Origin of the sequence: Mangrovimonas sp. DI 80 (assembly GCF_001975575.1) — a bacterium.
Classification (GTDB): Bacteria; Bacteroidota; Bacteroidia; order Flavobacteriales; family Flavobacteriaceae; genus Mangrovimonas_A; species Mangrovimonas_A xylaniphaga.
On the sequence record NZ_MSDT01000005.1, the window covers coordinates 66,890 to 87,321 of the forward strand.

20 protein-coding genes are annotated in these 20,432 nt (G+C 37.3%); 13 read left to right on the forward strand and 7 right to left on the reverse strand.

Annotation, left to right across the window (positions count from 1 at the left end):
• Position 1: 1 nt before the first annotated feature.
• From BKM32_RS09990 to aroQ, 3 genes are all read left to right on the forward strand, one after another.
• A complete protein-coding gene (locus tag BKM32_RS09990) occupies positions 2-490 on the forward strand; it encodes a hypothetical protein (protein WP_076663683.1) in 489 nt (162 codons plus the stop codon).
• Between the two features lie 259 nt (positions 491-749).
• Complete coding sequence (locus tag BKM32_RS09995; RefSeq protein WP_076663684.1) at positions 750-1,370, forward strand: porin family protein; 621 nt, start codon at positions 750-752, stop codon at positions 1,368-1,370.
• Between the two features lie 80 nt (positions 1,371-1,450).
• On the forward strand, positions 1,451-1,867 hold the full coding sequence (aroQ, locus tag BKM32_RS10000; RefSeq protein WP_053978000.1) for a type II 3-dehydroquinate dehydratase: 417 nt from the start codon (positions 1,451-1,453) through the stop codon (positions 1,865-1,867).
• An 80-nt stretch (positions 1,868-1,947) separates the two neighbouring features.
• Here the strand turns inward: aroQ and lpdA are convergent, their stop codons facing one another.
• Both lpdA and msrB read right to left on the reverse strand, forming a co-directional pair.
• Positions 1,948-3,324 (reverse strand): dihydrolipoyl dehydrogenase, encoded by a 1,377-nt coding sequence (gene lpdA, locus BKM32_RS10005; RefSeq protein ID WP_076663986.1) that lies wholly within the window; start codon positions 3,322-3,324, stop codon positions 1,948-1,950.
• Positions 3,325-3,460: 136 nt separating this feature from the next.
• Positions 3,461-3,883: a peptide-methionine (R)-S-oxide reductase MsrB gene (msrB, locus tag BKM32_RS10010; RefSeq protein ID WP_076663987.1), complete on the reverse strand. Its 423-nt coding sequence runs from the start codon at positions 3,881-3,883 to the stop codon at positions 3,461-3,463.
• Positions 3,884-4,192: 309 nt separating this feature from the next.
• Between msrB and glgB the strand changes: the two genes are divergently transcribed.
• From glgB to BKM32_RS10035, 5 genes are all read left to right on the forward strand, one after another.
• A complete protein-coding gene (gene glgB / locus BKM32_RS10015; RefSeq protein WP_076663685.1) occupies positions 4,193-6,112 on the forward strand; it encodes a 1,4-alpha-glucan branching protein GlgB in 1,920 nt (639 codons plus the stop codon).
• A gap of 140 nt (positions 6,113-6,252) precedes the next feature.
• Complete coding sequence (locus tag BKM32_RS10020; RefSeq protein ID WP_053977998.1) at positions 6,253-8,658, forward strand: glycoside hydrolase family 31 protein; 2,406 nt, start codon at positions 6,253-6,255, stop codon at positions 8,656-8,658.
• A 92-nt stretch (positions 8,659-8,750) separates the two neighbouring features.
• Positions 8,751-9,569, forward strand: a complete 819-nt coding sequence (locus BKM32_RS10025) for a M48 family metallopeptidase (protein WP_076663686.1) — start codon at positions 8,751-8,753, stop codon at positions 9,567-9,569.
• Positions 9,570-9,642: 73 nt separating this feature from the next.
• Positions 9,643-11,034 (forward strand): MFS transporter, encoded by a 1,392-nt coding sequence (locus BKM32_RS10030; protein WP_076663687.1) that lies wholly within the window; start codon positions 9,643-9,645, stop codon positions 11,032-11,034.
• 59 nt (positions 11,035-11,093) lie between these two features.
• Entirely contained in the window at positions 11,094-11,678 is a 585-nt protein-coding gene (locus BKM32_RS10035) for a hypothetical protein (RefSeq protein ID WP_076663688.1), read from the forward strand.
• Positions 11,679-11,734: 56 nt separating this feature from the next.
• On the opposite strand, the gene BKM32_RS10040 is transcribed toward BKM32_RS10035, so the two are convergent.
• Both BKM32_RS10040 and BKM32_RS10045 read right to left on the reverse strand, forming a co-directional pair.
• Positions 11,735-12,157: a DoxX family protein gene (locus BKM32_RS10040; RefSeq protein ID WP_053977994.1), complete on the reverse strand. Its 423-nt coding sequence runs from the start codon at positions 12,155-12,157 to the stop codon at positions 11,735-11,737.
• A gap of 59 nt (positions 12,158-12,216) precedes the next feature.
• Entirely contained in the window at positions 12,217-13,845 is a 1,629-nt protein-coding gene (locus BKM32_RS10045) for an acyl-CoA carboxylase subunit beta (RefSeq protein WP_076663689.1), read from the reverse strand.
• 160 nt (positions 13,846-14,005) lie between these two features.
• Between BKM32_RS10045 and BKM32_RS10050 the strand changes: the two genes are divergently transcribed.
• From BKM32_RS10050 to ettA, 5 genes are all read left to right on the forward strand, one after another.
• A complete protein-coding gene (locus BKM32_RS10050) occupies positions 14,006-14,539 on the forward strand; it encodes an NADPH-dependent FMN reductase (protein ID WP_076663988.1) in 534 nt (177 codons plus the stop codon).
• A gap of 15 nt (positions 14,540-14,554) precedes the next feature.
• Positions 14,555-14,992, forward strand: coding sequence for a MarR family winged helix-turn-helix transcriptional regulator (locus tag BKM32_RS10055; protein ID WP_076663690.1), 438 nt, complete (start codon positions 14,555-14,557; stop codon positions 14,990-14,992).
• Positions 14,993-15,060: 68 nt separating this feature from the next.
• Positions 15,061-15,780 carry a pirin family protein gene (locus BKM32_RS10060; protein ID WP_076663691.1) on the forward strand — a complete coding sequence of 240 codons (720 nt, stop codon included), beginning with the start codon at positions 15,061-15,063 and terminating at the stop codon, positions 15,778-15,780.
• Positions 15,781-15,888: 108 nt separating this feature from the next.
• A complete protein-coding gene (locus BKM32_RS10065) occupies positions 15,889-16,071 on the forward strand; it encodes a CAL67264 family membrane protein (protein ID WP_053977990.1) in 183 nt (60 codons plus the stop codon).
• Positions 16,072-16,126: 55 nt separating this feature from the next.
• Positions 16,127-17,818 carry an energy-dependent translational throttle protein EttA gene (gene ettA / locus BKM32_RS10070; protein WP_053977989.1) on the forward strand — a complete coding sequence of 564 codons (1,692 nt, stop codon included), beginning with the start codon at positions 16,127-16,129 and terminating at the stop codon, positions 17,816-17,818.
• Between the two features lie 67 nt (positions 17,819-17,885).
• On the opposite strand, the gene BKM32_RS10075 is transcribed toward ettA, so the two are convergent.
• From BKM32_RS10075 to BKM32_RS10085, 3 genes are read right to left on the reverse strand one after another with little or no spacing between them, the layout of a single operon-like run.
• Positions 17,886-18,659 (reverse strand): T9SS type A sorting domain-containing protein, encoded by a 774-nt coding sequence (locus BKM32_RS10075; RefSeq protein ID WP_076663692.1) that lies wholly within the window; start codon positions 18,657-18,659, stop codon positions 17,886-17,888.
• 43 nt (positions 18,660-18,702) lie between these two features.
• Positions 18,703-19,479 carry a T9SS type A sorting domain-containing protein gene (locus BKM32_RS10080; RefSeq protein ID WP_123812101.1) on the reverse strand — a complete coding sequence of 259 codons (777 nt, stop codon included), beginning with the start codon at positions 19,477-19,479 and terminating at the stop codon, positions 18,703-18,705.
• Between the two features lie 13 nt (positions 19,480-19,492).
• Positions 19,493-20,269 (reverse strand): T9SS type A sorting domain-containing protein, encoded by a 777-nt coding sequence (locus tag BKM32_RS10085; RefSeq protein WP_083702157.1) that lies wholly within the window; start codon positions 20,267-20,269, stop codon positions 19,493-19,495.
• Positions 20,270-20,432: the final 163 nt, after the last annotated feature.

Below are 20,432 nucleotides of genomic sequence, written 5' to 3' on the forward strand. Positions count from 1 at the left end.
CATGAAAAAACTATTATTAACTGTGGTTCTTATCGCTGGAATCTCCTTCTTTGGCAAAGCGCAAGGAGTTTTCAAGTTAGGGGCCAATGTAGGATTGGCTTCATCCGATGCGTTGAACGGTTCCGATTTGTCCTTAGGTGTTGATGCTTATTATATGTTTGGGTATAATGATGCCTTTTTAAGTTTTGGACCCACGGTCGGTTACAGAAATTTCTTTATTGATAACAATAATCGCTACTTCTACAGGGACGATGCTCAATTTGTACCTGTGGCAGGAGCTGCCAGAGTGAAGGTATTCGGTATATTCACGGGTGGAATAGATGTTGGGTATGCCTTTGGAATATCGGACTATCTCGATGGTGGTTTTTACGTACGGCCTATTGCAGGAATTGATGTGGGGGATTTTATTGAAATCAATGTTTCTTATGAGAATTATTCCGACCGGTTTAATTGGGGGAATGCCAATGTTGGGGTGTTGTTCCAGTTTTAATTTCTTAATCTGCTGGAATAAACAATGTTTATAATTTTTTTTATGAGGTCGAAGCTTAAGTTTCGACCTTTTTGTTTTAACTATAATTTTAAACATTGACAAGGTGTTTATTACTAGTTAATAGCATATTGAAATGTTAAAGACTCTTTTCAGGCATCATTTTTAATTTTTTTATATGTCAGAAAAATCTATAAAGTTTCTTGTGTGAACAAAATTAGTTTCTAATTTTGCCGCCCAATTAAACAAAACCAAATCTATTATGAAAAAATTATTACTATGTGCTGCAATTGCAGTTTTAGGATTATCAAATGTCAATGCTCAAGAACTTAACTTTGGTGTAAAAACGGGTGTAAATTTTGCAACTCTAGGAGGAGACATTGAAGATGCTGATATGAGATTAGGATTTCACATTGGGGGAATCGTAGAATACAAATTCAATGAAAGAATGGGACTGCAGGGAGAAGTTTTATTTTCAACACAGGGAGCAAAATATGATTGGTCCGGAGAAGGTTATTCGGAAGAAGAAACTTGGAAACTAGATTATATTAATGTTCCGGTATCTTTTAAATATTATATTGTAAATGGTTTTAGCGTTGAAGCAGGGCCTCAATTGGGAATTTTAGCTTCTGCAAAGTATGAATATGAATATAGTGAAGATTTTGGAGGTGTTTCTGTCAATGAGTCTGGAGAAGGTGATTTGGAAGATATCAAATCCATTGATTTTGCTTTAAATGTAGGAGCTGGTTACAAAATGGAAAATGGATTAAATTTTGGAGCTCGTTTTAGTTTAGGTTTAATGAACCTTAATGATAGTGATTATAGTGATCAGTTTATTGTAAACAATGGCGTAATTCAACTTTCTGTTGGGTATATGTTCTAATTATTGAGATTTATGATAAAGAAAAACCGAAGCTGAAAGGCTTCGGTTTTTTTATGTGCTATTTTTAATATATTTACTTTATGAAGAAACTCATCATCATCAACGGTCCAAATCTTAATCTATTGGGGAAACGAGAACCTGATATTTATGGAAGTCTCACTTTTAATGAATTTTTTGAAACGGTAGTTGACAAATACCCGCAAGTAGAATTGGAACATTTTCAGTCCAACATAGAAGGGGAGCTGATCGATAAACTTCAGGAAGTTGGGTTTAGTTATGATGGTATTATTTTAAATGCAGCGGCTTATACACATACTTCAGTGGGTATTGGCGATGCCGTGGCTGCCATTGAAACCCCTGTTGTGGAAGTGCATATCTCCAATACTTTCGATAGAGAGTCTTTTAGGCATATGTCGTTTATTTCGCCAAATGCGAAAGGTGTCATTGTTGGTTTTGGTTTACAAAGCTACGAATTGGGAATCCAAAGTTTTTTGTGATATCAAATACTAAAATTATAGGTACAAAAAAAGACGATACCAAAAGTATCGTCTTTTCTTTTTATCAATGAATTTGTTGCTTATAAGTGAATCACTTCATCATAAGCATCTGCTACAGCTTCCATTACCGCTTCACTCATAGTTGGGTGAGGGTGAATTGCCTTAAGCACTTCGTGACCTGTAGTTTCCAATTTTCTACCTAAAACGGCTTCAGCAATCATATCGGTAACACCGGCACCAATCATATGGCAACCTAACCACTCGCCATATTTGGCATCGAAGATTACTTTTACAAATCCGTCCTTAGCTCCAGAAGCGCTAGCTTTACCAGAGGCAGAGAATGGGAACTTACCAACTTTAATTTCGTATCCTTGCTCTTTTGCTTGCTTTTCAGTTAAACCTACACTTGCAATTTCAGGAGCACAATAAGTACAACCAGGAATGTTTCCATAGTCGATTGGCTCTACATGCATTCCTGCAATTTTTTCAACACAAAGGATTCCTTCAGCAGAAGCAACGTGGGCCAAAGCTTGACCAGGCGTTACGTCTCCAATAGCATAGTATCCAGGGATGTTGGTTTGGTAGTAATCGTTTACCATGATTTTATCGCGGTCTACTGCAATACCTACATCTTCCAAGCCTATGTTTTCAATGTTGGTTTTGATACCTACAGCTGATAACACAACATCAGCTTCCAATACTTCTTCGCCTTTTTTGGTTTTAACCGTTGCTTTTACTCCTGCTCCAGAAGTGTCAACTTTAGTTACTTCGGCAGAAGTCATGATTTTAATGCCATTTTTCTTGAAGCTACGCTCTAATTGTTTAGAAACTTCTTCATCCTCAACAGGCACTACATTTGGCAAATATTCAACAATAGTTACTTCGGTACCAATAGAGTTGTAGAAATAAGCAAATTCTACCCCAATAGCACCAGAACCAACTACAATCATTTTCTTAGGTTGTTCTTTTATGCTCATGGCTTCACGGTAGCCAATTACTTTCTTACCATCTTGTGGCAAACTTGGCAACTCACGAGAACGTGCTCCGGTAGCAATGATAATGTGGTCTGCAGAATATTCTTTTCCGTCTACGTCAACTTTCTTTCCAGTTTTAAGTTTTCCGTAGCCCTGAATAACGTCAATTTTGTTCTTTTTCATTAAGAATTGAACACCTTTGCTCATCCCTTCGGCAACACCGCGGCTACGCTTTACAATAGCCCCAAAATCTTTGTCAGCACCTTTTACTGAAAGGCCGTAGTCTTCGGCATGTTTAAGGTATTCAAAAACCTGTGCCGATTTCAATAAGGCTTTAGTAGGAATACAACCCCAATTTAAGCATACTCCACCAAGACTTTCCTTTTCTACTATTGCAGTTTTAAAGCCCAATTGAGACGCTCTAATAGCTGTAACGTAGCCTCCAGGTCCACTACCTAGAACAATTATATCATATTTACTCATGAGAATTTGTTTAGTGTATTTTTTTGACGCTACGAATTTACGAAACCTATTTTTAAATATGAATTTAGCCAACAAAAAAATAGGCACTTCGCCCATATAAATAAAGCGAGTGCCTTAAAATGCCTAAATGAATTTTTTAATTTTTAGGAAGCTTATTTTCTGTAGAATCTTTTTGGGTTTCGGCACTATCAAAATCCAAACTTAAAGAATTGACGCAGTAACGCAATCCTGTTTGGGTTGGGCCGTCATTGAATACATGGCCTAAATGGCCTCCACAGTTGGCACAGAGTATTTCAGTCCTTACCATGCCGTGGGTTTTGTCTTCTTTGTAAGTGATGGTGCCTTCAATGGCATTGTCAAAGCTAGGCCATCCACAATCTGATCTAAACTTATCTGTGCTTTCAAATAATTTAGTGCTACAGGCAGCACAGGTATAGGCCCCTTTTTCAAAATGAAGGTTGTATTCTCCTGTATAAGGGCGCTCGGTACCTTTTTCCCTTAATATATGATATTGATCTGGCGTGAGTATTTTGCGCCATTCTTCTTCTGTTTTATTCATTTTATATGTTTCATTTTTAGGTTCATTGGCTTTTTGAGCCTTAGTATTACAGCTAAACGCAAGGCTGATAAGAATAACGGTTAGGATCTTTTTCATGATAGGACAAATTCAAAAAACTTACATTTTGGGTTTAGTCGATGTAGGAAGAATGTCATTACGAAATCGTTATAATAAATTCTTAGGATTTTATTTACGTTGCTTAATGGGTTTATGCGTTTAAAATTGCTAATTTAGAACTTTACAAGCTATGAATTGTGTGTATGGATTGATAATATATCCATCGCAGTTATACCAAAACCTTCATACTATATGGCCGAAGTAATTGTACACAGTAAGTTTTCAGAATTTGACATAGATCTTTTTAAAGCTGGAAAGCATTATCGTTTATACGAGAAGTTTGGCTCTCATATCATGACTTTGGACGGTAAGGAAGGAACGTATTTTGCTGTGTGGGCACCTAGTGCCAAATCGGTTGCTGTTGTGGGTAATTTTAACTATTGGAATGACCAAGAACATCAATTGCATGTCCGTTGGGATAAAAGTGGTATTTGGGAAGGTTTTATACCTGGCGTAGGCAAAGGAAGTTTATATAAATATAAAATCCACAGCCATCATGATGGTATCGTCACAGAAAAGGCTGACCCGTATGGCAGACGATGCGAGTTGCCTCCAAAAACGGCCTCCATTGTTTGGGACGATACTTACAAATGGAAGGATAAGCAATGGATGGCAAAAAGAAAGGATTACAATGCCTTGAATGCGCCTTTTTCTGTGTACGAAGTGCATTTAGGATCTTGGAAAAGAAAGAATAATGGCGAGGACTATTTATCCTATGCCGAATTTGCTGAAGATTTAGTGACATATGTGAAGGACATGAACTTTACACATGTAGAGCTCATGCCCATTATGGAATTTCCTTACGACCCCTCTTGGGGTTACCAAATTACAGGGTATTTTGCCCCAACATCACGTTTTGGATACCCCGAAGAGTTTAAATTTTTGGTGGACAAACTGCACCAAAACGATATAGGGATTATTTTAGATTGGGTGCCTTCGCATTTTCCGGAAGATGCCCATGGCTTGGGCTATTTTGATGGTTCCAGTCTCTACGAACATCCCGATAGACGTAAGGGCTATCACCCAGATTGGAAAAGCTTGATTTTTAATTATGGAAGAAATGAGGTAAAATCATTTTTGATTTCCAATGCCATGTTTTGGTTGGAACAGTTCCATGCGGATGGTTTGCGTGTAGATGCTGTAGCATCTATGTTGTTCTTGGATTATTCTCGTGAAGAAGGCGAGTGGGAACCTAACATGTTTGGAGGAAGGGAACATTTGGAAGCCATTTCATTTTTAAGGGAATTGAACGAGGAAGTGTATAAAAGTTTCCCGGATGTTCAAACCATCGCCGAAGAATCTACAGCTTTTCCAATGGTTTCCAAGCCCACATATTTAGGTGGTTTAGGATTTGGGATGAAGTGGATGATGGGATGGATGCATGATACCTTGGTCTATTTTTCCAAGGAACCGGTTTATAGAAAATATCATCAAAACGATTTGACCTTTTCTATGACCTATGCCTTTTCAGAGAATTTTATTTTGCCATTGTCGCATGATGAAGTGGTCTATGGAAAACGTTCCTTATTGGGAAGAATGCCAGGGGATGAATGGCAGCGTTTCGCTAACCTTAGGTTGATGTACGCCTATATGTTTACACACCCGGGCACAAAATTACTGTTTCAGGGAGGAGAGATTGGACAAGGTGAGGAATGGAATTTTCTCCAAAGCATCGATTGGCATTTGCTACAGTACAAAGTGCATAAAGGTGTGCAAAACTTGGTAAAGGATTTAAATGCCTTCTATAGGGCAGAGCCGGCGCTTCATGAAAAACAATTTTCCAACGATGGTTTTGAGTGGATTGATTTCAGTGATGCTGAGAGTTCTGTTTTGGTGTATTTCAGAAAAGGAGAAAATGAAGAGGATCTTGTGTTGGTAGCTTGTAATATGACCCCAACCCCAAGAATAGACTACAGAATAGGCTTGCCACATAAAGGGAAACTAAAAGAAGTCTTCAACAGCGACCTTAAAAAGTATGAAGGAACCGGGGAGTATAAAAACAGAGTGAAAACGTCTCAAAATGAGCCTTGGCATTTTCGGGATCAATCTGTGGAAATAACCATTCCACCTTTGGGAATGGTAGCCTTTAAATATCAAAATGTTAAAATGTAATTTATTATAAAACAGAGGGTTTTGTTGTTTTATTGCTAAAATACCACAGCTAAATTGTGACTATTGGTAAAACTTGTTGCTAAGTGTTTTTTATCTCTAAACTTATGCGTTTTTTTGTTTGTATATAAGAACTATTACTTATGATTTTAAATACTGAATTAGAAAGAAAGGGAGATTTATTTCCTTCTAAGATTGTAGCATATAATAAGGATGTTGATACCTTATATTTTACTACAGAGAATAATGTTATTCTGGAGTTAACAGTTGTAAGAGATAGTGTGTTACGATTTCGATATACTACTTCAGGAACATTCGATAATGATTTTTCCTATGCCATTACAAAATATGCTAGCACAGGCTACAATTTTTTGGAAATAGAAGAAGAAGCTACTTTATATAAAATCACCACGTCAAAACTTATTTGCCATATATCAAAGTCAAATTTAAGGGTGTCTTTGTTTGATGCCAAGGATTTAACCCTGATTAATGAAGATGAATTAGGCTTTCATTGGGAAGAAAGTTATGAGATTGGTGGAGATATTGTAAAGATGAGCAAAACCTCCCATGATGGCGAAAGTTATTTTGGTTTGGGAGATAAACCGGTTAAGCTCAATTTAAAAGGGAAGCGGTTTGAAAATTGGGTAACAGATTCGTATGCCTACGGAAAAAATACAGATCCCATCTATAAGGCCATTCCTTTTTATACAGGCTTGAATGGTAATAAGTCCTACGGAATTTTTTTCGATAATACTTTTAAATCATTTTTCGATTTTGCACAAGAGCGTCGAAATGTTACCAGTTTTTGGGCACAGGGTGGGGAAATGAACTATTATTTCATTTACGGTCCGCAAATGAGTGATGTGGTGGCCAATTACACCGATTTAACGGGTAAGCCACACCAATTACCACCATTATGGGCATTGGGATACCATCAATGTAAATGGAGTTACTATCCGGAATCTAAGGTGAAGGAGGTTACCCAAAAATTTAGGGACTTAAAAATTCCATGTGATGCCATTTACTTGGATATTGATTATATGGACGGTTTTAGATGTTTTACTTGGGATAAAACGCATTTTCCAGATCCGAAAAGAATGGTGCAGGAACTCATGGACGACGGATTTAAAACAGTCGTGATTATTGATCCCGGAATTAAAATAGACAAGGAATACAGCATTTTTAAGGAAGGTTTGGATAATGACTATTTCTGTAAACGTGCCGATGGCCCATATATGAAAGGAAAAGTTTGGCCGGGAGAATGCTATTTCCCCGATTTCACCAACCCTGAAGTTCGGGAATGGTGGTCTGGACTTTTTAAGGAACTTATTGAAGAAACCGGTGTAAGGGGAGTTTGGAACGATATGAACGAGCCAGCCGTAATGGAAGTGCCGAATAAAACATTCCCTGATGATGTGCGTCACGATTATGAAGGAAATCCATGTAGTCATAGAAAAGCACATAACGTTTATGGAATGCAAATGGCAAGAGCTACCTATCAAGGGCTTAAGCGCTATACCTATCCAAAACGTCCGTTTGTCATAACTAGAGCGGCTTATTCAGGGACTCAGCGTTACACTTCCACATGGACAGGAGATAACGTAGCCAATTGGGAACACCTATGGATAGCTAATATCCAAGTGCAACGTATGGCCATGTCTGGGTATTCTTTTGTAGGGAGTGATATTGGTGGTTTTGCTGAGCAACCTCAAGGCGAATTGTTCACCCGTTGGATACAGTTGGGGGTTTTTCATCCGTTTTGTCGTGTGCATTCCTCGGGAGATCACGGAAATCAAGAACCATGGGCTTTTGACGACGATGTTACCAAAATTGTACGCAAATTCATTGAGTTGAGATATGAATTGTTACCATATTTATACACGACCTTTTGGCAATTGGTGGACGAAGGCACTCCAATCTTGAAGTCTCTGGTGTTGTTTGATCAAGAAGATATTCACACCCACTATAGAACGGACGAATTTGTATTCGGCGATCAAATTTTGGTGTGTCCTGTTCTTGAGCCAAATGCTAGAGGACGAAGAATGTTTATTCCTAGAGGTGAATGGTATAACTACTGGAGTGATGAAGTAGTCCTTGGTGGTCGAGAAATGTGGGTAGATGCTGATATTGACTTTATTCCTTTGTTTATTAAGGCAGGTGCTATCATTCCAAAGTATCCCGTTCAGCAATATGTAGATGAAAAGGAAATTGAACAAATGACCTTGGAAGTTTATTATAAGGAAGGCAAGGAAGATTCTGTGTTGTACGATGATGCCCATGATGGTTACGATTATACCAAAGGACGCTATAGTTTGAGAACCTTTAAATTGACTGGAAAGCCAAAAGAGCTCATTATTCAACAGCATAAGGAAGGTAAGTATGAATCGGATCTTAAAACTTTTATGGTGAAATTCCACGGTTTGCCGTTTCATGCCACAAAGATTGAAATTGACAATGTCGATATTCCTTTGTCTGAAGTTAAAATGAACGGAAGCAATAGTATGATTGTGAGCGAGAACTTCACTCAGTTACACATTATTGGCGACTAAGGGGCGAAAAATAACAGATTTTGAAAATTTAAATTATAATTTGTCTTGAATGATTTTTGTAATTTAGATTTTCAAATCGAACTTTTTATTACATGACCTCAAAAAATCTATTAGCTACTGCTGTTATAACATTTGCATTTATTTCATGTGCAACCAACCCGTTTACAGGAAAACAGACCATGGCCATTGTGCCAAATTCAGAATTGTTTCCAGCTGCATTTCAACAATATGATCAGTTTTTAAATGAACACGAAATAATCAAGGGCACTAAAGATGCTGAAATGATTAAACGTGTAGGAGAAAAAATTGCAGCTGCTGCAAAACTATGGTTGGATGCCAATGGATATCAAGGCTATTTAAAGGATTACAAGTGGGAGTACAATCTTATCAAGGATGACCAAAAGAATGCTTGGTGTATGCCTGGAGGGAAAATTGTGTTCTATACAGGTATTTTACCTATTGCCAATGGAGAAGCTGGAGTAGCAACCATTATGGGACATGAGGTATCGCACGCCTTGGCCAATCACGGCCAACAGCGAATGAGCGCAGCATATGTGCAACAGGGAATAGCCTTGGCAGGTAATATGGCCATCAACAATGAGAGTGATAGGGATGCTTTCAACTCTTATTATGGGGTAGGTTCCAATGTGTTGGGAATGTTGCCATTTAGCCGTAGTCATGAAAGCGAAGCTGATAAAATAGGGCTGACCCTAATGGCTATAGCGGGGTACGATCCTGCGGAAGCGGTTGGTTTATGGGAACGTATGGCGGCTGACAGTGGAGGACAGGCTCCACCAGAATTGTTGAGTACACACCCTTCCAATCAAACAAGAATCAATAATTTGAAGGCTTTGGTGCCAACTGCGAGGGCAGAGGCCAAAAAGTTTGGAGTGACATCCTTCATCAAATAAAGTTATAATTTTAAAAATTTGTTTACTTTCGAAGCTACGCCTTAGGTGTAGCTTTTTTTTATAACCACTTTTTATGACAACATACCCCAAGGGAAGTAAAAAACTTCTGAATGCCTGGGCCTTCTACGATTGGGCCAATTCCGTTTATACTTTAACCATTGCTTCAACCATTTTCCCCATTTTTTATGGGACCTTAAATTTTGTTGATGACAATAAAGTTCACGCTTTTGGTTATGAATTTAAAAACACAGCTTTAATCACTTTTATAACAGCTTTTACGTTTTTGGTTGTAGCCTTTATTTCTCCAATCTTATCAGGGGTGGCCGATTATATTGGAAATAAGAAAGTGTTCATGCAGTTTTTTTGCTATTTAGGAGCTGTGGGTTGCCTAGGACTTTATTGGTTCAGTCTAGATCATATTTATTTAAGCTTACTCTTTTATTTTTTTGGATTGATTGGCTATTGGGGTAGTTTGGTGTTTTACAATTCCTATTTACCAGATATAGCTTTTGAAGAACAACAGGACAAAATCAGTGCGAAAGGATTTAGTTTGGGATATATAGGAAGTGTTTTGTTGTTGCTTTTGAATTTAGCCATGGTAATGTTCCCAAATGTCTTTGGGTTTGATATTAGTATATCAGAAACCTTAAGAGAAACAGGCTCTGAGCTTGAAATTGCAGAAGCGCTTCAAAAAGCAAAAGATGTAGCCTCCATTAAGGCCATGCGTTATTCGTTTATTACTGTTGGTGTTTGGTGGGTGTTGTTTAGCCAATATACCTTTAGAGTGTTGCCAAAAGGACTTTCAAAAAGCAATGGAAAAGTTAATAAACAAGTACTTTTTAATGGTTTTAAGGAGCTTAAAAAGGTATGGGACGGTTTAACACATAATCTAAGATTAAAGCGCTATTTATATGCGTTTTTTGTGTATAGTATGGCGGTTCAAACCATTATGTTGGTAGCTACTTATTTTGGAGAGCAGGAAATTAATTGGGGAGGAGAAAGTGAAAAGACGCTGGGTTTAATTGTAAGTATTTTGGTAATTCAGGTAGTGGCTATCTTGGGAGCATTTTTAACCTCACGAACTTCTGAGAGATTTGGTAATATTCCAACATTGATAGTCATCAATTTTATATGGATGGCTCTCTGTTTTTATGGGTATTTTGTGGAAACGCCTATTCAGTTTTACATTACTGCGGCATTTGTAGGTTTGGTGATGGGAGGCATTCAGGCATTGTCGCGTTCTACCTATTCCAAGTTTTTACCAGAAACCAAGGACACCACTTCGTATTTTAGCTTTTTTGATGTTTCTGAAAAAATTGGTATTGTCATTGGTATGGTGATTTATGGAACAATAGATCAAATAACGGGAAGCATGCGAAACTCTATCCTATTTTTATTTATTTTCTTTTTGATTGGTATCATTTTGTTGCTACGTGTCCCAAAACAAGTTTTGCAAACTGATTAAAATGTTTATGTTTGTGGAATCAACTCAAAACTATTGATTAACTAAAAAACTACTTTGTTATGAAAAAATTAGGAATGCTTTTGTCATTATTTGTACTTCTTTCAGCATTTACCTGTGAAAACGAACCTATAGATACTGAGCTTGCTAATATAGAAGAAGATGTTGCGAATTCCCAATTGTCAGGAGATTGGAATACAGTTTCTTTCAATGCGACCATGAGTACTTCTACAGGAATGGGGGGTATGAATATGGATGTAGAGGCTGTTATGGAAGCTGTGAATATGGATTATGTAGTAACATTTACAGCAAATTCGTTTACTTCAGCTGGAAGTTATGATATCGAAACTGATTTGACTGTAAATGGAATTGATAATGGCACAACCACATCATCACTTACAGATGTCGATGGGAATGGAAATTATTCAACAAGTGGCAACACAATTACATTTGATGGTTCTCTATTTGAATTGGAAGTGGACGGCCTAGATACTTCTGCACTTGGAGAGGCTCAAACTGGGCAATATACCTTGACGAATAATGGACAAACCTTAACAATAACACAGTCTCAAGATTTAAGTCAAAGCCAACAAGGAGTTCAAGTTACTAGTACAGTGGAATCTGTTATAGTATTGAATAAACTTTAGAATTTTAATAAGTAAAAAAAAGCCACTCTTTTAAGAGTGGCTTTTTTTTTGCCTTCTCATTGCTGCATTTTAAAATAATAATCTGCAGAATGTTTTCCTGATCCATAGAACAAGAAGAAAATACACACCAAAAGTGTAATTGTGGCCACCACCAAATTGGTGGTATTCATTTCTCCCACAAAATTAATCAGAATGGCCCCGATTAATATTGGAAGCTGAGCGATAATGGCCCATCTGGTAAGGAGACCAAAAGCAATTAAAGCACCCCCGATAAAATGGGCAGGTGCAACATAATGAACCGTTATCATTCCCCCGGCCATATTTTGGATAGGAGAGAAGAGGTCCATTAAAATTTGGCTATTGGCCATAAAACTAATGCCCTTTGTAAACAAAAAGACTCCCAGCACAATACGTAATAAATCCAGTGGATAATAGGTATGCGCATTGGCCCATTTGTTCAATGTTTTTATGGTACCCATGACTAATAAAGTGTTGATTATTAGTCTTTAAATTACAAAAAATAAGCGAGATAAGGAAATTATACCTGTAGCACGCCCAAGTTGAAAGGCTTTTCAATAGGGGCATGATTTGCAGCTTCAATGCCCATACTTATCCAAGTTCGAGTGTCCAAAGGATCGATTATGGCATCGGTCCATAAGCGTGCAGCAGCATAGTATGGAGATACTTGATTATCGTAACGGTCTTTGATTTTTTTATACAGTTCTTCTTCCTTTTCTTTGGTAATCGTTTCACCTTGTTTCTTTAAAGCAGCGGTTTCAATTTGTAACAATACTTTTGCAGCCGAGTTACCGCTCATCACTGCAAGTTCAGCACTTGGCCAAGCCACAATAAGTCTTGGGTCGTAAGCTTTTCCACACATCGCATAATTACCAGCACCGTAACTGTTTCCAATGACGATGGTGAATTTTGGAACTACGGAGTTGCTCACGGCATTAACCATTTTTGCACCGTCTTTGATGATTCCAGAATGTTCACTTTTACTACCTACCATAAACCCTGTAACATCCTGAAGGAACACCAATGGGATTTTCTTTTGGTTACAGTTGGCAATGAATCTTGTGGCCTTGTCGGCAGAGTCGTTATATATGACGCCTCCAAACTGCATTTCGCCTTTTTTGGTTTTCACTAATTTGCGTTGATTGGCCACAATTCCAACAGCCCAACCATCTATACGTGCATAGCCAGTAATAATAGTTTGTCCATAACCAGCTTTATACTCTTCAAATTCTGAATTGTCCACCAAACGGTTAATGATTTCGTACATGTCATATTGTTCGGCTCGACTTTTAGGAAGGATTCCATAGATTTCTTCTGGAGATTCTTTAGGCTTTGCGCTTGCAGCTCTATTGTAACCTGCTTTATCAAAATCACCAATTTTATCTACGATGTTCTTAATAGTGTTCAAAGCATCTTTATCATCTTTAGCTTTATAATCGGTGACTCCCGAAATTTCACAATGGGTTGTAGCTCCTCCCAAGGTTTCATTGTCAATAGTTTCACCAATGGCAGCTTTTACCAAATAGCTTCCTGCCAAAAAGATGCTACCTGTTTTATCTACAATTAATGCTTCATCACTCATAATTGGCAAATAAGCGCCACCCGCAACACAGCTTCCCATTACAGCTGCAATTTGGGTTATTCCCATACTGCTCATTACGGCGTTGTTTCTAAAAATCCGTCCAAAATGCTCCTTATCTGGGAATATTTCATCTTGCAGTGGTAAATACACACCAGCACTGTCCACGAGATAAATGATAGGAAGTTTGTTTTCAATGGCTATTTCTTGGGCGCGCAGGTTCTTTTTGCCTGTAATAGGGAACCAAGCGCCGGCCTTTACGGTTGGGTCGTTAGCAACAACGATACATTGTTTTCCTTTTATGTAACCAATTTTTACTACAACACCTCCAGAAGGACAACCGCCATGTTCTTGATACATATCTTCACCGGCAAAAGCACCAATTTCAATGCTTTTAGAGTTTTTATCTAAAAGATAATCAATGCGTTCACGGGCCGATAATTTCCCTTTTTCGTGAAGTTTTTCTATTCGTTTCTTACCACCACCCAATTTTACAGTAGCTAAGCGTCTTTTTAGATCGGAGAGAAGTAATTTATTGTGGTCTTCGTTTTTGTTGAAGTTGATGTCCATAGCTGAATTTTAATTTTCGCTAAAGTAAAAAAATAAGTTTTTTGCTGAAAGTATAATTTTTGATAAGAATAAATAGGAATTATTAAATTACATGTAAATAGTTTCCTTGGAAAATAATTTATTTTGTCGTATATTTGCCATGGAAGCTAATTTCGAAATCATGAAACATATTGTAGGCTTTTCGGGTAGTAACAGTAAGACTTCTATCAATAAACAATTGGTAAAGTATACTTTGGAGCAAATGGAAGATGTTACAACTGAATTGCTTGATCTGAATGATTTCACAGTACCACTATTTGGGGTAGACTTGGAAAAAGAACAGGGATATCCTGAGAATGCACAGCTGTTTTTGGAAAAAATGCAATGGGCGGATGGTTTAGTAATTTCATTAGCTGAACATAATGCCGCTTATACGGCTGCCTTTAAAAATATATTTGATTGGATGTCCAGAATTGACAGAAATCTATTTAATGAGAAGCCCATGTTATTGATGGCTACTTCGCCAGGGGGAAGAGGAGGAGCTACGGTTTTAGGTATGGCTTCCGAGAGGTTTCCAAGGCATGGAGCCAATATTGTTGCTAAATTTTCCTTGCCATCCTTTAATGAAAATTTTTCCAAAGGAAGTATTATAAATAAAGATTTGGATGAACAATTGAAGGTTGAAGTTGCCAAATTAAAGGAAGCTTTAAAATAGAAAACTATTGCAGTCATGGGAGATATTTCAAAAGACATCAATTCAAGTTTTGCCAACAATAAATTAAAGGCTTTGATAAATGTGATGTATACATCAAATTGGATAACAAATCATCAAAACAATTTTTTCAAGCCTTTTGGCATTTCTCCTCAGCAGTACAACATATTGCGAATATTAAAAGGAGCAAAGTCCTCTTTAAAGGTTCAGACTATTAAGGAACGCATGATAGATCGTGCACCCAATGCCACAAGACTCATGGATAAATTATGCGCAAAGGGTTTGATTGAACGTATTCCATGTGAGAGCGACAGAAGGGTGGTATTTATTGAAATTACTAAAAAAGGCTTAGAGCTTTTGGATGCTATTGCAGATGATTTTGATGTACAATTGGTAAAGAATCTTACTGAAGAAGAAGCAGGTCAATTAAGTGACCTTTTAGATAAAATGCGTTAATAAAAATTTGAGTAACTATTTAAGTTGAATAAATCTTCTAAACGGAAGAAAAAAGAAAGGAAATTACAATGAAAACAGTAGTTCATAAAGCAAATAGTAGAGGCTTTGCCAACCATGGTTGGTTACAGGCAAATCACTCCTTCAGTTTTGCAGGATTTTATAATCCAGAAAAGATCCACTTTGGGACTTTGAGGGTACTTAACGATGATGTTATTGCCCCCAAAATGGGATTTGGGACACATCCACATGATAATATGGAAATTATTACCATTCCGTTGGGAGGTGTTTTAAAACATAGAGATTCTATGCACAACGAATGGCAATCTGTATTGCCAGGGGAAGTGCAAGTGATGTCGGCAGGTACTGGAGTACAGCATTCTGAGATTAATGGTTCGGATGAAAAACATTTAAGTTTGTTCCAGATTTGGGTGTTTCCAAACAAACAGAATGTAGCACCTCGCTACGACCAAAAGGGATTTGATGCTTCCGAGCGTAAAAACAAATTACAGACTTTAGTGTCTTCTATTGATGAAGATTTTGAAGGAAGTTTGAAAATCCACCAGGATGCCGTCTTGTCAAGAATTGATCTAGATGAGGGAAAAAGTTTCGAGTATCAATTAAAATCATCTAACCACGGAGTTTACGTGATGAATATTCATGGGGAACTTAAAATTGGAGACCAAGTTTTGAATACTAGAGATGCCATTGGTATTTGGGAGACAGAGACTTTTGAAATAACAGCCAATGAAAATTCTGAGATATTATTTATTGAAGTACCAATGATATAGGGCTTTTTCAGAATATATTAAATATAAATGCGTCATGAAAGTGGCGCATTTTTTAGTTTAAAAACACGATATTTGTACTCGACTAACGATCTAAATTTAATAGAGATTATGGCGATGAACAAAAATACGGTTTTGGCTTGGGCCACAACCATTATGATATTTGTAGGAATAGGTTTAATTGCATTGGGTGCTTTTAGGTACAATGAAGTAGCGGGATGGGGCTTTGCTGCTGTTGGTGTTGGCTTTTTTGCAATTGCTTGGGTATTTAATGCTCTTAAAGGAAGGGTATAACCAGTCTACAGTATTAAGAGTCTTTTTAGTTTAATGGAATAATATTTCAAAACACATGAGTGACGATAAAAAAGTGATTTTTTCAATGTCTGGTGTTACCAAGACATTTCAAAGTGCCAATACACCGGTGCTTAAAAATATCTATTTAAGCTTTTTCTATGGGGCAAAAATAGGAATCTTGGGACTTAACGGTTCTGGTAAATCTACCTTGCTAAAAATTATAGCTGGCGTAGATAAAAATTACCAAGGAGATGTAGTGTTCTCTCCAGGATATACTGTTGGGTATTTGGAACAAGAGCCAAAATTGGATGATAATAAAACGGTGATGGAAGTTGTAAGGGAGGGAGCTGCCGAAACAGTGGCCATCTTGGAAGAATACAACAAAATCAACGATATGTTTGGTTTGGAGGAGGTTTACAGCGACCCAGATAAAATGGAAAAGTTGATGAATCGCCAAGCGGAACTTCAAGACCAAATAGATGCAACTAATGCATGGGAATTGGATACCAAATTGGAAATCGCCATGGATGCGCTTCGTACGCCCGAAGGCGACAAAAAAATTGGAGTCCTTTCAGGAGGGGAACGCCGTAGGGTAGCGTTGTGTCGTTTGTTGTTGCAAGAACCGGACGTTTTGTTGTTGGATGAGCCTACCAACCACTTAGATGCCGAATCGGTGCATTGGTTGGAGCATCACTTGGCACAATATAAAGGAACGGTTATTGCCGTAACGCACGATAGATATTTCTTGGACAATGTAGCTGGTTGGATTTTGGAGTTGGATAGAGGTGAAGGTATTCCTTGGAAAGGGAACTATTCTTCCTGGTTGGATCAAAAATCCAAGCGCTTGGCTCAGGAAAGCAAATCGGCATCCAAACGTCAAAAAACGTTGGAGCGAGAGCTGGAATGGGTACGTCAAGGTGCTAAAGGACGTCAAACCAAGCAAAAGGCACGTTTGAAGAATTATGATAAGTTGATGAGCCAAGACCAAAAGCAATTGGATGAAAAATTGGAAATCTACATTCCTAATGGACCTCGTTTGGGTACCAATGTTATTGAGGCAGTAGGAGTGAGCAAGGCTTATGGAGACAAATTGCTTTATGAAGATTTGAATTTTAACTTACCACAAGCAGGAATTGTAGGGGTGATTGGACCTAATGGTGCTGGTAAAACGACAATTTTTAGAATGATTATGGGGGAGGAAACTCCGGACAAAGGTGAATTTGTGGTTGGTGAAACTGCTAAGATTGCCTATGTCGATCAGAGTCACTCTAACATTGATCCTGAAAAGTCAATTTGGCAAAATTTCAGTGATGAACAGGAGTTGATTATGATGGGAGGGCGTCAAGTGAATTCTCGAGCCTATTTAAGCCGATTTAACTTTTCTGGTAGCGAACAAAACAAAAAGGTAAGCTTACTTTCTGGTGGTGAGCGTAACCGTTTGCATTTAGCGATGACGCTGAAGGAAGAAGGAAACGTATTGCTTTTGGATGAGCCTACCAACGATTTGGATGTAAATACGCTTAGGGCTTTGGAAGAAGGTTTGGAAAACTTCGCGGGATGTGCGGTAGTCATCAGTCACGATAGATGGTTTTTAGATCGTATCTGTACCCATATTTTAGCCTTTGAAGGTGATAGCCAAGTGTATTTCTTTGAAGGTAGCTTTACCGAATATGAAGAAAATAAAAAGAAACGTTTGGGAGGTGACTTAATGCCAAAACGTATCAAGTACAAGAAGTTGGTGAGATAATACTTTTTAACTACATAAAATAGAACAGCCTGCATTTGCAGGCTGTTTTTGTTTGATATGTTACTTATCAAATCACAATTTTCTTTCTTAATGTAGATTTTGATCGTTTGTCAAGCAGTTCAATGACATAGATACCCTTTGTAAGTCTATTGGTTTGAATGGTATATGTGTTTTCTTCAGTTTTACCGTCTAGTACAATCTGTCCCGTTATGGAAAACATTTTGTAGTCTAATGATTCACGGAGGTTATATAGTTCAATTACGCTGTTTTTGGAAACTATTTTTATTTCTTTTAGATTGAAATCTTCAATACTTAATGTGGTCTGTCCCGCATTGATGGATTCGCCTGGAGTGGTATTATAGGCGTAGTCTTTAATGGTAATGTTATTGGCGTTTACATCTAAACGTACCCAACCATAGTGGGTATTTGAACCTAATTTAAAGCGTAGACCCACATATTTATTGGGTGTTGCAATAGAAGTTGAATAGCCCCCAGCAATAAATCCATTGCCCTGAAACCAGTTTTGTCCAGAACTAATGGCTTGTCCAATATCTAGAGGGGTTGTTGAAATCCAATTGTATCCATTCTCGGTTCCCATAAAGGAATTGGTGTTTAAAGTTTGGAGATATACAATATTACCCCATGGGAATACCATTTGAATTTGGAAATCATTGGTATTGTCATTATTAGTGTTTAAATTATAAAAAGTACCGGTAATATCAGGATCAACATCGGTATAAACAATTTGTCCCAATACATTTGTGGAGCCGTTTAAAGCCAATGCCATAGCGCTATATTGGGCAATGCTTTTGGATAAATTTGAAGATGCTTGAGTTTTCATAGCTTATAAAGTATTTAAAATAGGGGTTTAACTTATTTTTTGATTAAATGACAATTTTCTTTTTTAATGTAGAATTAGATTGTATATCCAACAGTTCGATGATATATACGCCTTTTGCAAATGTATTGGTGTTAATTATAAATGTGTTTTCTTCGGTTTTGCCTTCAAGGATAATTTGTCCGGTTATAGAAAATACTCTGTAATCCAGTGGTTCAGGTAAGTTGTAAAGCTGAATTTGGTTGGTTAGGGAAACCACCTTAATTCCTTTTAAATTGAAATCTTTAACATTTAACGTGGTCTGCCCTGCATTAATAGGTTCGTTAGGAGTTCCATTATAGGCGTAATCCTTAATGGTAAAAGTATTCATGTTTACATCGAGCCTTACCCAGCCATAGTGTGTGTTTAACCCTATCTTGAATCGCAAACCAACATATTTGTCGGTTTTGCCACACCAGTATCCCCATGATCCGTTACACATAAATATCCCTGCCGTTATCCATTCAGATTGGCCAGAACTGATCACTTGGCCATTGTTTAAGACATTTGGTGAACCATACCAAGGTCCATATCCTCCCAAAACAGCATTAGAATTTTGAGGTTGTATATTAACCCAAGTTTCCAAAGAATCAGATATGTCAAATTGAAAATCATCAGTACTATCATTGTTGAGATCCAAGTTGTAGTTTGGTGTGGTTATGTCTGGATCTATATCAGTATAAACAATTTGTCCCAATACATTTGTCGAGCTCATTAAAGTCATTGCCATTGCGCTATATTGTGCTATTCTTTTGGGTAAATTCGAAGAGGTAGGAGTTTTCATAACTTATTTTTGATTAAATGACAATCTTCTTTTTTAATGTTGATTTCCATTGTTTGTCAAACAGTTCGATAACATATACACCCTTTGTAAGTGCATTGGTATGGATCGTATACGTGGTTTCTTTCGTTTTTCCGTCAAGGACTAATTGCCCTGTTAACGAAAATATTTTATATTCCAATGGTTGTGGTAAATTGTAAAGATTAATTCTGTTTGCTAATGAAATCACCTTTATTTCTTTTGGATCAAGATTATCTATACTTAAAACAGTTTGACCAGCATTAATAGATTCTCCTGGTGTTATATTATATGCATAGTCTTTAATGGTAAAAGTATTCATGTTTACATCTAGCCTTACCCAACCATAGTGTATGTTTAATCCTATCTTTAATCGTAAACCGATATATTTGTCGGTTTTGCCACACCAACCTCCCCATGCCCCGTTGCACATAAATAACCATCCACTTACCCATTCTGATAGGCCGAAACTGATAACTTGGTCATTGTTTAAGACATTTAGGGAGTTATACCAAAACCCATATTCTCCCAAAGCAGCATTGGAATTTTGAGGTTGTAAATTAAACCATGTACCGAAAGAATTAGTTATGTCAAATTGAAAATCATCGGTACTATCGTTGTTTAAATCCAAGTTGTAGTATGCTGTGGTTATATCTGGATCAACATCTGTGTAGATAATTTGTCCATTGGTATCTGTGGCACTAGATAAGGCCATAGCTAGTGTGCTATATTGTGTTAAATTCAGAATAAAATTTTTATTGTTGGGAGTGTTCATGGCAATTGTTTTGGCGAAAAATGTTATTTCGAATAAACCTCATTGGTACACTAGTCTGGTTGAAAGCAAAATCGAGATTTAAAACAGACTTAAACATGTCAAACTTCAACTAAAAATTAATTTCTAAGGAATAGAGAGAATAATGTAATACAGGGAGAAATAG

What these genes read in the sequence shown, in the direction of transcription:
- BKM32_RS09990 (WP_076663683.1), top strand. Translation starts at nt 2, where the DNA reads ATGAAAAAACTATTATTAACTGTGGTTCTTATCGCTGGAATCTCCTTC.
- BKM32_RS09995 (WP_076663684.1), top strand. Translation starts at nt 750, where the DNA reads ATGAAAAAATTATTACTATGTGCTGCAATTGCAGTTTTAGGATTATCA.
- aroQ (WP_053978000.1), top strand. Translation starts at nt 1,451, where the DNA reads ATGAAGAAACTCATCATCATCAACGGTCCAAATCTTAATCTATTGGGG.
- lpdA (WP_076663986.1), bottom strand. Translation starts at nt 3,324, where the DNA reads ATGAGTAAATATGATATAATTGTTCTAGGTAGTGGACCTGGAGGCTAC.
- msrB (WP_076663987.1), bottom strand. Translation starts at nt 3,883, where the DNA reads ATGAATAAAACAGAAGAAGAATGGCGCAAAATACTCACGCCAGATCAA.
- glgB (WP_076663685.1), top strand. Translation starts at nt 4,193, where the DNA reads ATGGCCGAAGTAATTGTACACAGTAAGTTTTCAGAATTTGACATAGAT.
- BKM32_RS10020 (WP_053977998.1), top strand. Translation starts at nt 6,253, where the DNA reads ATGATTTTAAATACTGAATTAGAAAGAAAGGGAGATTTATTTCCTTCT.
- BKM32_RS10025 (WP_076663686.1), top strand. Translation starts at nt 8,751, where the DNA reads ATGACCTCAAAAAATCTATTAGCTACTGCTGTTATAACATTTGCATTT.
- BKM32_RS10030 (WP_076663687.1), top strand. Translation starts at nt 9,643, where the DNA reads ATGACAACATACCCCAAGGGAAGTAAAAAACTTCTGAATGCCTGGGCC.
- BKM32_RS10035 (WP_076663688.1), top strand. Translation starts at nt 11,094, where the DNA reads ATGAAAAAATTAGGAATGCTTTTGTCATTATTTGTACTTCTTTCAGCA.
- BKM32_RS10040 (WP_053977994.1), bottom strand. Translation starts at nt 12,157, where the DNA reads ATGGGTACCATAAAAACATTGAACAAATGGGCCAATGCGCATACCTAT.
- BKM32_RS10045 (WP_076663689.1), bottom strand. Translation starts at nt 13,845, where the DNA reads ATGGACATCAACTTCAACAAAAACGAAGACCACAATAAATTACTTCTC.
- BKM32_RS10050 (WP_076663988.1), top strand. Translation starts at nt 14,006, where the DNA reads ATGAAACATATTGTAGGCTTTTCGGGTAGTAACAGTAAGACTTCTATC.
- BKM32_RS10055 (WP_076663690.1), top strand. Translation starts at nt 14,555, where the DNA reads ATGGGAGATATTTCAAAAGACATCAATTCAAGTTTTGCCAACAATAAA.
- BKM32_RS10060 (WP_076663691.1), top strand. Translation starts at nt 15,061, where the DNA reads ATGAAAACAGTAGTTCATAAAGCAAATAGTAGAGGCTTTGCCAACCAT.
- BKM32_RS10065 (WP_053977990.1), top strand. Translation starts at nt 15,889, where the DNA reads ATGGCGATGAACAAAAATACGGTTTTGGCTTGGGCCACAACCATTATG.
- ettA (WP_053977989.1), top strand. Translation starts at nt 16,127, where the DNA reads ATGAGTGACGATAAAAAAGTGATTTTTTCAATGTCTGGTGTTACCAAG.
- BKM32_RS10075 (WP_076663692.1), bottom strand. Translation starts at nt 18,659, where the DNA reads ATGAAAACTCAAGCATCTTCAAATTTATCCAAAAGCATTGCCCAATAT.
- BKM32_RS10080 (WP_123812101.1), bottom strand. Translation starts at nt 19,479, where the DNA reads ATGAAAACTCCTACCTCTTCGAATTTACCCAAAAGAATAGCACAATAT.
- BKM32_RS10085 (WP_083702157.1), bottom strand. Translation starts at nt 20,269, where the DNA reads ATGAACACTCCCAACAATAAAAATTTTATTCTGAATTTAACACAATAT.